Below are 13,354 nucleotides of genomic sequence, written 5' to 3' on the forward strand. Positions count from 1 at the left end.
TCAAAGACGTCGGCTGCAGACTTGAGGTTAACACTACCGGCTCCAACAAACATTCCCCCTCTCACTCACCGGCAATCTCCTGTGGCTACGAGCCGAGCGGCAGAACGCTCGTCCCCGCGTCGTCGAGAGAGAGCCGATTGGCCGCCCATCCCTCGCCCGCAAGCCGTGCGACCTTGTCGGCCGCACCGTCCTCGACCAGCGCCAGGACCGTGGGGCCCGCGCCGGAGATGACCGCGGGGACGCCGTCCGCGCGCAGTCGGTTGACAAGTGCGATGCTCTGCGGCATCGCCGGGGTCCGGTAGTCCTGGTGGAGCCGGTCCTCGGTGGCCGCGAGCAGCAGCTCGGGGCGCCTGGTCAGGGCCTCTACGAGCAGGGCGGCACGGCCGGCGTTGACCGCCGCGTCCACATGCGGGACGTTACGCGGCAGCAGGCCGCGGGCGGTCTCGGTGAGAACCGGGCTCCCGGGCACGAAAACCACCGGAACGATGGAATCGGCGGGCTTCATCCTGATGGCGCGCGCCGCCCCGCCGTCCGTCCAGGCCACCGTGAATCCGCCGAGCAGACAGGCGGCGACATTGTCGGGGTGCCCCTCGATCTCGGTGGCCAGTTCGAGCAGCGCCACATCGTCCAGCCGGACGTCGCCGCCTATGGTCACCGCGCGCGCGGCGACGATCCCGGCGCAGATCGCGGCCGACGAGGAGCCCAGACCGCGGCCGTGCGGGATGCGGTTGGCGCAGACGACCTCCAGGCCGCGCGGCTGCCCGCCGAGCAGTTCGAAGGCCGTGCGCAGGGACCGTACGAGCAGGTGGTTCTCGTCACGGGGAAGCGTTTCCGCGCCCTCACCCGCGATGTCGACATGCAGGCCGGAGTCGGCGACGCGGACGACCACGTCGTCGTAGAGCCCCAGCGACAGGCCGAAGGCGTCGAAGCCCGGACCGAGATTGGCGCTGGTGGCGGGGGTGCGCACCCGTACGGCGGCGGCGCGGAACGCGGGACCGGCCATCGCTCTGACGACTCTCCTTGTGGCTGCGGGACTACCGGGGTGGTGACTGCGGATTCGGCTGCGAGACAGGGGCTGCTGCGAGATGTTCGAGGACATACAGAACACCCGAGGGCCACAGGGGCAACACCGCGGCATATGCGGCGTGGCGGGTTGAGTACAGCTTATCGAAGGAAGGTTCCATGGCGACATAGGGCGCACAGGAGGCGCACGATGCGTGTCGCACGGCTCCTGTGCGCCGAAGGCCGGGCCGGTGGCGCCGTCCGGTCCTGTGGCCGGTTTCTACGCCAGGCCCAGGCGCTGGGCCGCCGCGACCGCGTCCACCGGTACGGTGACCGGCTGAGGCGCCCCCGCGACCGCCCAGTCCGGGTCCTTGAGACCGTTTCCGGTGACGGTGCAGACGATGCGCTGGCCGGGGTCGACCTTGCCCTCTTCCGCGGCCTTGAGCAGACCGGCGACCGAGGCGGCCGAGGCGGGCTCGACGAAGACGCCCTCCTGAGAGGCCAACAGCCGGTAGGCGGCCAGGATCTGCCGGTCGGTCACCTCGTCGATGAAGCCGCCGGACTCGTCGCGGGCCGCCAGCGCGTACTGCCAGGACGCCGGGTTGCCGATCCGGATCGCGGTGGCGACGGTGTGGGGGTCCTTGACGATCTCGCCGCGCACGATCGGCGCGGAGCCGGACGCCTGGTAGCCCCACATACGCGGGGTGCTCGCGGCGGGGCCGTCGGCGGCGTACTGGGTGTAGCCCTTCCAGTACGCCGTGATGTTGCCGGCGTTCCCGACGGGCAGCACATGAATGTCGGGGGCGTCGCCCAGCGCGTCCACGATTTCGAAGGCGGCGGTCTTCTGGCCTTCGATACGGACGGGATTGACCGAATTGACCAGCGCCACCGGGTAGTTGTCGGACAGTGAGCGCGCCAGCGTCAGACAGTCGTCGAAGTTGCCCTCGACCTGGAGGATGCGCGCGCCGTGGACGAGCGCCTGGCCCATCTTGCCCAGCGCGATCTTTCCCTGGGGTACGAGCACGGCGCAGACCATTCCGGCGCGCACCGCGTAGGCGGCGGCCGAGGCCGAGGTGTTGCCGGTGGAGGCGCAGATGACCGCCTGGGCGCCCTCCTCCTTGGCCCGGGTGATGGCCATGGTCATGCCGCGGTCCTTGAAGGATCCGGTGGGGTTGGCGCCCTCGACCTTGAGATGAACGTCACATCCCGTGCGCTCGGACAGCACCTGCGCCGGGACGAGCGGCGTACCGCCCTCACGGAGCGTGACGACTGGCGTCCCATCCGTCACCGGGAGGCGGTCCCGGTACTCCTCGATGATGCCTCGCCACTGGTGGGTGCCCTGGCGGGTACCGATGCTGGTCATGGGTCCCTTACTCCCCTTCTACGCGCATGATGCTGGCGACACCGCGCACGGTGTCGAGCTTGCGCAGCGCCTCGACGGTCCCGGAGAGGGCGGCGTCCGGCGCGCGGTGGGTGACGACGACGAGGGCGGCCTCGCCGCCACCGTCCTGTCGGCCTTGCTGACGTACCGTATCGATCGAAACACCATGCTCGGCGAAGACCGTGGCGACCTGGGCGAGTACGCCCGGTTTGTCGGCCACGTCGAGACTGATGTGGTAGCGCGTCACGACCTCGCCCATGGGGCTCACGGGCAGCTGGGTGTACGCCGACTCGCCGGGGCCCGTGGCCTCGTTGAGCTTGTTGCGGCAGACGGCGACGAGGTCGCCGAGCACGGCGGAGGCCGTCGGTGAGCCGCCGGCGCCGGGGCCGTAGAACATCAGCTGCCCGGCCGCCTCGGCCTCGACGAAGACGGCGTTGTACGCCTCGCGCACGGAGGCGAGCGGATGGCTGAGCGGGATCATCGCCGGGTGGACCCGCGCGGTGACGGACCGGCCGTCGGCGGCGCGCTCGCAGATGGCGAGGAGTTTGACGGTGCAGCCCATCCGTTTCGCCGAGGCGAGGTCGGCGGAGGTGACCTCCGTGATGCCCTCGCGGTGAACGGAGTCGAGGCGTACCCGGGTGTGGAAGGCGATCCCGGCGAGGATGGCGGCCTTGGCGGCGGCGTCGAAGCCCTCGACGTCGGCGGTCGGGTCGGCCTCCGCGTAGCCGAGGGCGGTGGCCTCGTCGAGCGCCTCGGAGTAGCCGGAGCCCGCGGTGTCCATCCGATCGAGGATGAAGTTGGTGGTGCCGTTGACGATGCCGAGGACCCTGTTCACCTTGTCACCGGCGAGGGACTCGCGCAGCGGTCTGATCAGCGGGATGGCGCCGGCGACGGCCGCCTCGAAGTACAGGTCCCGGCCGTGCCGCTCGGCCGCCGCGTAGAGCGTCGCGCCGTCCTCGGCGAGCAGGGCCTTGTTGGCGGAGACCACGGAGGCGCCGTGCTCGAACGCGGTGGTGATCAGCGCGCGGGCGGGCTCGATCCCGCCGATGACCTCGACCACCACGTCGATGTCGCCGCGCTTGACCAGCGCGGTGGCATCGGTGGTGATCAGCGCGGGGTCGATGCCCTCACGCACCTTGGAGGGGCGCCGGACGGCCACCCCGGCCAACTCGACCGGGGCCCCGATCCGCGCCGCGAGGTCGTCGGCGTGCGTCGTCATGATGCGCGCCACCTCTGAGCCGACCACTCCACAGCCCAGCAGCGCCACCTTCAGCGGACGCGTACGCATCATCCGACCTACGCCTTTCATCCATCACAGCTGTTTAAAGCAGGAATCCGAACCAGTCTCACTCACTGGACGGGGCTTTCTGTCCCTCGTCCAGATTGCGAGACATGTATTTCAGTGACCGACATCGAGACGCAGAAGATCTTCCTCCGTCTCACGCCGGACGATCACCCGTGCCTCACCGTCCTTGACGGCGACTACGGGCGGCCGGAGCGCGTGGTTGTAGTTGCTCGCCATCGAGCGGCAGTACGCGCCGGTGGCGGGGACGGCGATCAGATCACCGGGCGCCAGATCGGCGGGCAGGAACGCGTCACGTACGACGATGTCGCCGCTCTCGCAGTGCTTGCCGACGACGCGTGTCAGCATCGCCTCGGCGTCGGAGCGGCGGGAGACGAGCGCCACGCTGTACTCGGCGTCGTACAGGGCCGTACGGATGTTGTCGGACATGCCACCGTCCACACTGACATACGTACGCAGCCCTTCGAGCGGCTTGATCGTGCCGACCTCGTACAGGGTGAAGGCCGTCGGCCCCACGATCGCGCGCCCCGGCTCGACGGAGATCCGCGGGGTGCGCAGCCCGGCGGACTCACACTCACGGGTGACGATGTCGTTGAGGGCCTTCGCGATGTCGTTCGGCTCGCGCGGATCGTCCTCGGAGGTGTACGCGATCCCGAGGCCGCCGCCGAGATCGATCTCGGGAAGTTCCACGCCGTGCTCGTCGCGCACCTGGGCGAGGAGCTGGACGACGCGGCGGGCGGAGACCTCGAAACCGGCCATGTCGAAGATCTGCGAGCCGATGTGGGAGTGGATACCGATCAGTTCGAGCCCGTCGAGCTTGAGCGCCCGCCTGACGGCCTCCGCGGCCTGCCCGCCGGCGAGGGCGACCCCGAACTTCTGGTCCTCGTGCGCGGTGGCGATGAACTCGTGCGTGTGCGCCTCGACGCCGACCGTGACCCGGATCTGGACGGGCTGGCGCCTGCCGAGGCGCTGGGCGACATGCGCGACCTGGACGATCTCCTGGAAGGAGTCGAGGACGATACGGCCGACGCCGGCGGAGACGGCCCGCTCGATCTCCTGGACGGACTTGTTGTTGCCGTGGAAGGCGATCCGCTCGGCGGGCATGCCGGCCGCCAGCGCGGTGGCGAGCTCACCGCCGGAGCAGACGTCGAGGTTGAGGCCCTCTTCGTCGAGCCAGCGGACGACGGCCCGGGAGAGGAACGCCTTGCCCGCGTAGAACACATCGGCGTCCTTGCCGAAGGCGTCGGCCCAGGCGCGGCAGCGGGCGCGGAAGTCCGCCTCGTCGAGGATGTACGCGGGGGTGCCGAACTCCTCGGCCAGCCGGGTCACTTCGATCCCCGCGACGGTCGCCACCCCGTCCTCGTTCCGGCGGACCGTGCGCGACCAGACCTTCTCGTCAAGGGCGTTGAGGTCGGCGGCGGGCGCGGTGTAGTGGCCCTCGGGGAGGACATCCGCGTGACGGGGGCCTGCGGGGTGTGCGGAACGGCTCATGTTCTTGGCTCTCTTGGTTCTCTTCAGAGGTATGCGGGGGCTTCGATGCCGAGCAGGGACAGACCGCCGGCCAGCACGGTCCCGCTGGCGTCGGCGAGCGCGAGCCGGGAGCGGTGGGCGGCCGAGGGTTTCTCGTCACCGAGCGGCAGCGGGCGGCAGGTCTCCTGGAAGCGCAGGAACGCGTCCGCGGTCTGTTCGAGATGGCGGGCGAGCCGATCGGGCGCGCGCAGCCGGGCGGCGGCTTCGAGGACGGCGGGGTGGTCGCCGAGGGCGGTGAGGAGAAGCGCGGTGGCGCCGTCGGGAGCGGTGATCTCCGGGATGGGGTCCGCGTTCTCCGGGATCGGGTCCGTGATCTCCGGGACCGGGGGGGCATCGGGGGTCGGGGCGGTGGCCGGTGTGCGGGCCGGGTCGGGGGTGATGCCCAGGTGTGCCGCGTTGCGCGCGAGTGCGCGCGTACGGGCGTACGCGTACCGCACCCGGAACAGGGGGTTGCTCTCGCGCTGCACGAGAAGGCCGGCGCCGGTGAGCGGGCGGTCGTGGGCGGCCGGCCGCAGCAGCCCCCAGCGGGCCGCGTCGGGGCCCAGCCGGACGAAGAGATCGTCGCCGGCGGGGGCGGGAATCGGACGGGGCCTCTCCACGGCTCCGGCTCCGGCTCCGGCTCCGGCTCCGGCTCCGGCTCCGGGCACGATCTCCGCCCGTGCGCCCTGGGTACGTAGCAGGTCCACTACCGTGCGGGTCCAGAGGGCGGCCCGGGGCTCGTCGGAGGGGGCGAGCAGCACGCTCGTACCGGCGAGGGCGTCGCCGTGTCCGTAGCGCGGTCCCGCGCGCAGGATCGTACGGACCAGCTCGGCGCGGCTGTCACGGGCCAGGGTGAAGTTCAGGAAGCCGGGACCGGTGATCTCGATGCGGTCGATACCGGGAGCCGTGCCGGGGCTCGTCGCGGGAACCGCGTCGGCCGCGGAGCGGAGGATGCTCGCGCGCACGATCTCGGCGACCTCGCGGGGAGGCCGTCCTGCCGGGCCCGCCAGCCGCAGCGCGATATTGGTGGCGTAGTCCCCCCGGCCGCCGGGGCGGGGCCGCTCGACCGCGACCCGTTCGGGCACGGGCCCGGGGAGTGCGTCGTCCTCGACCGCGCGGCACACGGCGCGCCGTACGGTTCGGGAGAGCTCGGCGGGGGTCACGGGACAAGCGTATGGGAGGAGGGGGGCCTCTTCGCGAACCGGTTTCGCGATGCGGTCAGCCGCGGGCGCTTCCGGCCCGCCCGGCACCGTGCCTGCCGTCCAGCGAGGACGGGCCCTCCCGGTGCGTCAGCCGCCGTACGAGCCGGATCAGCTCGGCCGGCTCGAAGGGCTTGGCAAGGAAGGCGTCCACCCCGGCGGCGGTGCCGGAGTCCACCTCGTACTGCGTACAGGCACTGATGATCGCGACCGGCAGATCGCTGGTGCGGGGGTCGGCGCGCAGCCGCTGGGCGGTGCGGACCCCGTCGAGGCGCGGCATCACCACATCGAGGGTGATGACATCGGGCATGACGTCGTGTACTACTTCCAGGCACTCGGCACCATCGGCCGCGGTCACGACCTCGAACCCCTCAAGTTCGAGATTGACCCTGATCAGCTGCCTGATGACCCTGTTGTCGTCGACAACGAGCACCCGGCCGGACTCGCCCGACACCACTTGAGAGTAGGTCCGAACGCGCTGCCGCGTCCGGGTTTTCCCCACTTCCACCTCGTGCGGGGGACACCGGCACGGCGCCCGAGCGGGCATCCAGGTCTTGGCCGGCTTGGCCACGTCTTGACCTGACCATGAACAGCGGCCGACCGGCCCACGGATCGTGGTGCCCCGCCATAGGCTCTGGGTATGGAGCAGAGCGAAGTCGTTCTCAGGGCCATCGGCATTCTCACGCAGTCCGCCGAGTGGATCAGAACCGCCAACCGGGACTCGGACGGAAACGTCGGAGCGGAGGGCGGCGCGGAGGACGGCGAGCGGGCCTCCGGCGAGGGAGGCTCCGGCGAGCGGGCCTCCGGCGACGGGGGCTCCGGCGAGGGGCAGATCGGATCGCTGCTCGCGGAGGTCTTCCCGTCGTTCACGGTCTCCCCGGAGTCCACCCCGCTCGAAGCGGCGCACGCGGTGACCGCCGCCGCGCTGCCCCCGATGATGCAGCTGATCGGGGCGTTCACCTACGTGTTCGCGCAGCTGGCCGAGGTCCATGACAGCGGCCGTACGGACATCACCTCGGAGGAGCTGCTACGGGAGCTCGCGCTGCGGATGTCCCGCTCGAACGACGCGGTGTAGACGACCGGGGCGGTGCGCAGCGGGGCGCCGAGGCGGGAAGACCTGCTCGTCACCAGTGGTCAGACACTGTGGGCCCGGGTAACGCCTGGCGAACCCATGGCGGAACGCCCGCGGTTGGGGAGAGGATGAGGCATGCCGGAAAACGAACCCGTGAGCGTGGCGTTGATCGACGATCATCCCGTGGTGCTCGCCGGGATCGAATCCTGGTACGCCGCGTCGGAACGGCCGATCACCGTCACGGCCAAGGGCCCCGACCTCTCCGTCGCCATGAGCGGGCCCGGCCTGGCGGCGGATGTGGTGGTGCTCGACCTCCAGCTCTCCCAGGGGGTACCCGCGTACCCCGAGCTGAAGCAACTGGTCGCGCGGGAGCGCCAGGTGATCATCTACACCATGCAGGAGAGCCAGGAGACGGCCCTCACCTGTCTGGATCTGGGCGCGTTCACCTATCTGACGAAGGCCGAGGGCGAGCGGCATCTCATGGCCGCCACCCTGGCCGCCGCCGACTGCCGGCCCTATACGCCGCCCGCGCTCGCCGGTGCTTTCGGCAGCGATGCCAGAAAGGGGCGCCCCGCGCTGACCCCGCGTGAGGTGGAGGTGCTGCTTGAGTGGTTCCAGTCGGAGTCGAAGGCCATGGTCGGCGAGAGCCTGGGCATCTCCGTACGTACGGTGAACACCTATCTGGAACGGGTACGGATCAAGTACGCCAACGCGGGGCGGCCCGCGACGACCAAGGCGAATCTGGTCGCCAGGGCCATTCAGGACGGGCTGACCTCGCTGGACGAGCTCTGAACGCCCCGGGTGCTGGGGGTGCTCTGGGTGCTGTGGGTGCTGTGGGTGCCTTCGCCGGTCTGGGTGCCCTGGGCGTTCGGGACGTTGCGCGTACGGGTGTCCCCGGCGGGAGACGGCGCGAGCAGCGTGTACGAGGCCTCGACGAGAAGCCGGCCCTCGCTGTGCACCGTCCGTACGCGGACACCGCGCTCGGTCGGTTCCGGGATGTCCGTCTCGGGCGCGTCCGTCACCACGCTGACCCGTACCTGCCCGCCGCCGCGCACGACGGTGGCTCGCGCGCTGCGCTCAGCGGTCGCGAGCGCGGCGAGTACGGGCTCGGTCAGCGCGCGGCGCAGATGCCGGGGCACCGGAGCGGACACGCCCCGTACGGCGAGCTGCACATCGACCCCATGGCGTTCCGCCACCCCGATACCGGCCCGTAGTTCATGGAGCAGCGGGTCCGAGGCGTGGTCCCGTTCGGCGAAGAGGCGTCGCAGCCGGGCGGCCTCGAAGGCGCATCGGCGGCGTACCCGCTCGTCCCCGGGGTCGAGCGTTCCGTCGGCCAGCCCGGTCAGCAGCGGCAGCACCGAGCGGCCGAGATCGCGGTAGCGCGACCGCTGGTCGGCGTGGACCTGGGCGGAGACCGCCGCCTCGGTACGTACCCGCTCCTGCTCCCGTGCCGTGGCACCGGCGGTCGTCGCGCAGCCCCGCAGCAGCTTGGCCATCACGGCGGCGGCGATCTGGAACGCGCAGATGGCCAGGGCGCTGACGGCCATCCCGGCCGCGGCCTGCCGGGACGGGATCCCGGCGAGCGTCAATTGTCCGAGTGTCACGACGACATGGATGCCGAGGAAGAGCAGCGTCGCGTTCAGACCGGCGTCGAACAGCAGCAGGACACCGAACCAGCCGATCTCCAGAAACGTCCAGTGCGGTGTGGCGAGGTAGTGGTCGCCCGGCAGTTGGCTGGTGGCGACAACGGCCGCCACGAGCGAGCACACCAGCCCCGCCGCGACCCAGGGGCGCGGTCTGCGCCGGCCGGCCACCCCGAGGAGCGCGTCGACCACGATGATGAGCGTCAGCAGTCCGAACGCGGTGAGCTGCACCCAGGCGTGCCGGTAACCGTCGAGGTTGGCCAGCAGGGCGGGGAGCGCCAGCCCGAAGTGGACCGCGGAGAGAATGGCGAGCCCCGCCAGCCGTAGCGCGCCGAGCATGCCGGCGGCGATACGGTCCGTCAGCGGATCGGACGCCGGTGGTTCGCCGTCGAGGGGATCGGGCGGCCGTGCGGCGAGCGGCTGTGGACCGGGAGACCGAGGATCGTCAGACATGGGGCCACTCCAGGCGTACGGCGGTGCCGTGGCCCGGCCGGGAGTCGACCGTCGCCCTGCCCCCGACGGCGGCCATGCGCTCGACCACCGAGCGGGCCAGCCCCTGACAGTGCGGCGGAACCCGCGTCACATCGAATCCGGCGCCGTCGTCGCTGATGACGACTGTGACGGTGTCACCCTCCCGGCTCGCGGTCACCGTCGCGGAGTTGACGCCCGCGTGGCGCGATACGTTGCGCAGCGCCTCGCCGAGGCTGCCGCGCAGCGCCGCGACGGCCGGGCGCCACATCAGGTCGAGGGTGCCGTCGAACTCGGTGCGTACGACGAGCGGGTGGTCGCCGACCTCCGCGAGCAGTTCCCGCGCCACATCCGTCTCACCGGACGTGGCCCGCTCGGACGCGAGGCGCCGCAGGTCCTTGGCGGCCTGGGTGCGCAGTATTTCCGGCCGGAGGGACTGGCCGTGGGCCGAGACCATCAGCATGGTGGCGCACGCGGTGTCGTGCAGGGTCGCGAGATGTTCGCGCTCCGCCGAGCGCTGCGCCTGTGCCACTTCGTGCCGGCGCCGGGCGGCGGCGGCCTTCGTACCGACCGCGTCGGCGGCCCTGCTCGCGCGCAGCACCAGCCGGTAGAGCCCCTGGGCGAGCAGGCTCTGCACCAGCACCCAGCTGACATTGGGCACCGCGTAGTCCCAGCCGTCGGGACGGTCGAGCATGGCACCTGCCAGATCCACGGCGGCCAGCAGCAGCGCCGTCGCCAGCGCGAGCCCCGCCGGATACATCATCTGGTACCCGACCGCCACGATGCTGACGACCACCAGCAGCCAGGTGTTGCCGTACCTGGTCTGGCTGTCCGGAATCGTCAGATCCTGGGAGAGGCAGAGACCGGTCAGCACCACCACGTCGGCGGCGAGCAGCCGACGGGGGTGGGCCCCTGTCATCCCCAGCCGGTAGTGCAGAACGCTCCAGCCGAGCACGACGCAGGAGATGGCCGAGGCGACGGCCATCCGGTCGGCGGGCATCGCCGGAACGGCCAGCACCGCGCAGGAGCAGACCACCACCAGTCGGATGCGGTACGCGTAGCGGTACGCGAACCGTACGAACTCCCGCTCCGCGGGCCCCGGGCGCCGGGCGACATCCGTTCTCCCGGCGCGTTCGGGCGGGGCCTGGGAGTCATCCGGCTCATGTGCCACTCGGTGCCCCACCTGTCGCTGTCCCGCGTCGGTTTGTCGGTCGATTGACCGTCACACGTCGAGGTGCTCCAGCGATAGCGTTTCTTTGGTCACTGTGCGGACGCTTCCGGACGGGGCGGAAGCGGTCCCACCGACCGTGCGCACACCTGCCTCATGGGGGTGGGCAGGGGCGCGCGGGACATGTCCGGCGGGGCCGGGGGCCCCGCCGGACAGTGGTGTCAGGGCACGGGGACGGGGACGGGTACAGGAGCGGGTACGCGCACAGCCCCTGGACCGGTCAGTCCCCGTACGGTCAGGGCCGATACGGGCAGGGCCGATACGGGCAACACGCCGGCAAGCGTCCGCGGGACGCGGATCAGACAGCCCGCCGGAAGCCGGAAGCGATCGGATCCGCACCTCTCCACCAGATGAACCTGTACGAGTTCATCGAGCAGACATAGGGCCTCTTCCCGGGAGACGCCGAGCAGCCCAGCCGCCTCAGCCGGTCCGATCTCCTTCTCCGCGGCGTCCGGGGCCGGGGCCGTGATCGTGGCCGGGGCCGTGATGGCGGCCGGGGCCGCGAGGGGCCGCGCGCTCGCCGCCGCCGCCGCCGCGAACACCCCGTACAGCCCGGCCGCCGCTTCGGTCAGCCCCTTCAGTGACCAGGAGAGCACGGTGTCCAGGTCGGTGCCGTCCTCGCTCAGCCGGAACGCGTTGAGCGGCTCCTCACCACGGATCTCCGTCACCAGTCGCCGCAGGCTCACCTCCGGCTGGCGCGCGGCCCGCTCGGCGAGAATGCGCAGGGCGAGCGGCAGACCACCGCAGAGCGCGGCGAGTTCGTCCAGCGCGGCGCGTTCCGCCGGTTCAGAGCGGTCCGGTCCGGTGCGTTCGGCCGGTCCCGTGCGTTCGGCCGGACGCCGGGCGCCGAGGAGCCGGTTGAGCAGATCGGCGGATCGTTCGTGGTCGAACGGGGCGAGCGTCAGACGCCGGGCGCCGTTCCTGACGACCAGACCACGCAATTGGTTGCGGCTGGTGACCAGCGCGGTGCCCGCCGGTCCTGGCAGCAGTGGTCTGATCTGCTCGGGGCACATCACATTGTCCAGGAGCAGCAGCGTACGGCGGCCGGCCAGTTCGCTGCGCAACAGCGCGCTGCGCTCACCAACGCTGCCGGGCACCTCGTTGTCGGCCACCCCGAGCCCGATCAGCAGGGCGCGCAGGGCATCCGCCGGGCTCAGCGGATCGCGGGTGCTGAACCCTTCGAGATCCAGATAGATCTGGCCGCCGGGATAGCGCTCCTGCCGCCCGTTGGCCCAGTGGATCGCGAGCGCCGTCTTGCCGACCCCGGCGGGGCCGTCGAGCAGCAGCACATTGCCCGTACAGCCCGGCACATCGCGCCGCATGTCCGGGAGCTGCCGGTCGAGCGCGGCGAGTTCATCCACCCGGCCGGTGAACGGAACGTCGCCCGCCGGAAGCTGGCGCGGCACATACCGGCTCGGCCCGCCCGTCCGCAACCCGACCGGGACCCGGGTCCTGACCCCGGCCCGGCCCGCCGACGCGGTGAGACCGGGGCTCGCGACCAGCATCTGCTGGTGCAATTCGCGTAGTTCGGGGCCGGGATCGACACCGAGCCGGTCGCCCAGCAGGCGCCGGCAGCGCTCGTACTCGCGCAGCGCCTCGGCCGAACGCCCGGTCCGGTAGAGCGCCAGCATCAGCTGTGCCCAGAACCTCTCCTGTAGCGGATCCAGAGCCAGTGTCTGCCGCAGCAGCGGAATATGGTCGCCCGGGTCCTCCAGCTCCAGCCCGATGGCGATCCTGCGGTGTACGGCCAGGAGCCTCGCCTCTTCCAGGGAGGGGAGAACGTCGCGGTGCAGCGTAGGACCGTGGATCCCGGAGAGAGCCGGGCCGCGCCAGAGGGCGAGCGCGCTGTCGAGCGCCGCGGCCTCGGCGTCCGGCCCGGCCGTGACGGCCACCGCCGCCGCGTGTTCGGTCCGTTCGCGGAACTCGGTGCTGTCCACGGAGACCAGCTCACGGCTCAGCCGGTATCCGCCCCGCTGCGCTTCGATGACGGACTCTTCGGTGCCGCGGGCCTCGTCCAGCACGCGGCGCAGGCGTTTGATGTAGCTGCGGATGGTTGTCCGCGCGGATGCCGGAGGGTCGATCCCCCAGAGGCATTCGGCGATGTGGTCCACCGGCACGATCTGCCCGTGGTGCAGTGCCAGCGCGGCCAGCAGTGTCTGCTGCCGGCCGGCCGAGACGGTGAGTCGTGCGGTCCCGTGCGTCACTTCAAATGCGCCGAGCAGGCGCACATCGATCCTGTGCACTCGGTATTCCCCCTTGTGTGTGCGCCCGGCGTGTGCCGCCGTCCGCACGTCGTCTGCCTGACGGCCGAGCCGGGGTCAGCGGCTCCGCCATCCAGGACACAACGAAATTTACCGTTTGCGATCCGGAGAGTGTGACGGCCATTCGACCCACATGGCGCATAGTGGCCATACCCGCATGGAAGCGGCTCCTTGGGATAGCCGTCCCGGATGGCATGTCACATCCCCTATCCCGAGCAACGTCCCGTATCCCGAGCAACGCCTCACGCCGGCCCCGCCGGCCCTCTGCCTTCCGACGCTTCAGGCCCG

The 13,354-nt window shown here is 71.2% G+C and carries 11 protein-coding genes; 2 read left to right on the forward strand and 9 right to left on the reverse strand.

Translation table 11 applies throughout. From position 1 onward, the window contains the following. Positions 1-85 precede the first annotated feature (85 nt). The 6 genes from thrB to M1203_RS32945 all read right to left on the reverse strand — a co-directional run bounded on the left by thrB (position 86) and on the right by M1203_RS32945 (position 6,896). Positions 86-1,003, reverse strand: coding sequence for a homoserine kinase (gene thrB / locus M1203_RS32920; protein ID WP_249953501.1), 918 nt, complete (start codon positions 1,001-1,003; stop codon positions 86-88). A gap of 279 nt (positions 1,004-1,282) precedes the next feature. Beyond that, the gene (thrC, locus tag M1203_RS32925) at positions 1,283-2,365 is read right to left on the reverse strand and encodes a threonine synthase (RefSeq protein WP_249953502.1); all 1,083 of its coding nucleotides are present in this window, start codon (positions 2,363-2,365) and stop codon (positions 1,283-1,285) included. Between the two features lie 7 nt (positions 2,366-2,372). Continuing rightward, positions 2,373-3,674 carry a homoserine dehydrogenase gene (locus tag M1203_RS32930; RefSeq protein ID WP_249953503.1) on the reverse strand — a complete coding sequence of 434 codons (1,302 nt, stop codon included), beginning with the start codon at positions 3,672-3,674 and terminating at the stop codon, positions 2,373-2,375. Positions 3,675-3,782: 108 nt separating this feature from the next. Continuing rightward, positions 3,783-5,177 (reverse strand): diaminopimelate decarboxylase, encoded by a 1,395-nt coding sequence (gene lysA / locus M1203_RS32935; RefSeq protein WP_249953504.1) that lies wholly within the window; start codon positions 5,175-5,177, stop codon positions 3,783-3,785. A gap of 23 nt (positions 5,178-5,200) precedes the next feature. Beyond that, positions 5,201-6,358, reverse strand: a complete 1,158-nt coding sequence (nrtL, locus tag M1203_RS32940; RefSeq protein WP_249953505.1) for an ArgS-related anticodon-binding protein NrtL — start codon at positions 6,356-6,358, stop codon at positions 5,201-5,203. Positions 6,359-6,413: 55 nt separating this feature from the next. Then, entirely contained in the window at positions 6,414-6,896 is a 483-nt protein-coding gene (locus tag M1203_RS32945; RefSeq protein ID WP_374404577.1) for a response regulator, read from the reverse strand. 138 nt (positions 6,897-7,034) lie between these two features. Between M1203_RS32945 and M1203_RS32950 the strand changes: the two genes are divergently transcribed. Both M1203_RS32950 and M1203_RS32955 read left to right on the forward strand, forming a co-directional pair. Further along, positions 7,035-7,469 carry a hypothetical protein gene (locus M1203_RS32950; RefSeq protein WP_249953506.1) on the forward strand — a complete coding sequence of 145 codons (435 nt, stop codon included), beginning with the start codon at positions 7,035-7,037 and terminating at the stop codon, positions 7,467-7,469. Positions 7,470-7,601: 132 nt separating this feature from the next. Beyond that, positions 7,602-8,258 (forward strand): response regulator transcription factor, encoded by a 657-nt coding sequence (locus M1203_RS32955; RefSeq protein ID WP_249953507.1) that lies wholly within the window; start codon positions 7,602-7,604, stop codon positions 8,256-8,258. On the opposite strand, the gene M1203_RS32960 is transcribed toward M1203_RS32955, so the two are convergent. From M1203_RS32960 to M1203_RS32970, 3 genes are all read right to left on the reverse strand, one after another. Further along, positions 8,225-9,562 (reverse strand): hypothetical protein, encoded by a 1,338-nt coding sequence (locus tag M1203_RS32960; protein ID WP_249953508.1) that lies wholly within the window; start codon positions 9,560-9,562, stop codon positions 8,225-8,227. The two genes, M1203_RS32955 and M1203_RS32960, sit on opposite strands and share 34 nt — an antisense overlap. After that, positions 9,555-10,748 (reverse strand): sensor histidine kinase, encoded by a 1,194-nt coding sequence (locus M1203_RS32965; RefSeq protein ID WP_249953509.1) that lies wholly within the window; start codon positions 10,746-10,748, stop codon positions 9,555-9,557. Before M1203_RS32965 ends, M1203_RS32960 begins: the two co-directional genes overlap by 8 nt. A gap of 218 nt (positions 10,749-10,966) precedes the next feature. Then, positions 10,967-13,048 (reverse strand): AfsR/SARP family transcriptional regulator, encoded by a 2,082-nt coding sequence (locus M1203_RS32970; protein WP_249953510.1) that lies wholly within the window; start codon positions 13,046-13,048, stop codon positions 10,967-10,969. Positions 13,049-13,354 lie beyond the last annotated feature (306 nt).

Source organism: Streptomyces sp. 35G-GA-8, assembly GCF_023534745.1.
Taxonomy (GTDB): domain Bacteria; phylum Actinomycetota; class Actinomycetes; order Streptomycetales; family Streptomycetaceae; genus Streptomyces.

Bases quoted from the DNA above. Each gene is read 5' to 3' on its own strand.
- thrB (WP_249953501.1), bottom strand. From the start codon at position 1,003: ATGGCCGGTCCCGCGTTCCGCGCCGCCGCCGTACGGGTGCGCACCCCC.
- thrC (WP_249953502.1), bottom strand. From the start codon at position 2,365: ATGACCAGCATCGGTACCCGCCAGGGCACCCACCAGTGGCGAGGCATC.
- M1203_RS32930 (WP_249953503.1), bottom strand. From the start codon at position 3,674: ATGATGCGTACGCGTCCGCTGAAGGTGGCGCTGCTGGGCTGTGGAGTG.
- lysA (WP_249953504.1), bottom strand. From the start codon at position 5,177: ATGAGCCGTTCCGCACACCCCGCAGGCCCCCGTCACGCGGATGTCCTC.
- M1203_RS32950 (WP_249953506.1), top strand. From the start codon at position 7,035: ATGGAGCAGAGCGAAGTCGTTCTCAGGGCCATCGGCATTCTCACGCAG.
- M1203_RS32955 (WP_249953507.1), top strand. From the start codon at position 7,602: ATGCCGGAAAACGAACCCGTGAGCGTGGCGTTGATCGACGATCATCCC.
- M1203_RS32960 (WP_249953508.1), bottom strand. From the start codon at position 9,562: ATGTCTGACGATCCTCGGTCTCCCGGTCCACAGCCGCTCGCCGCACGG.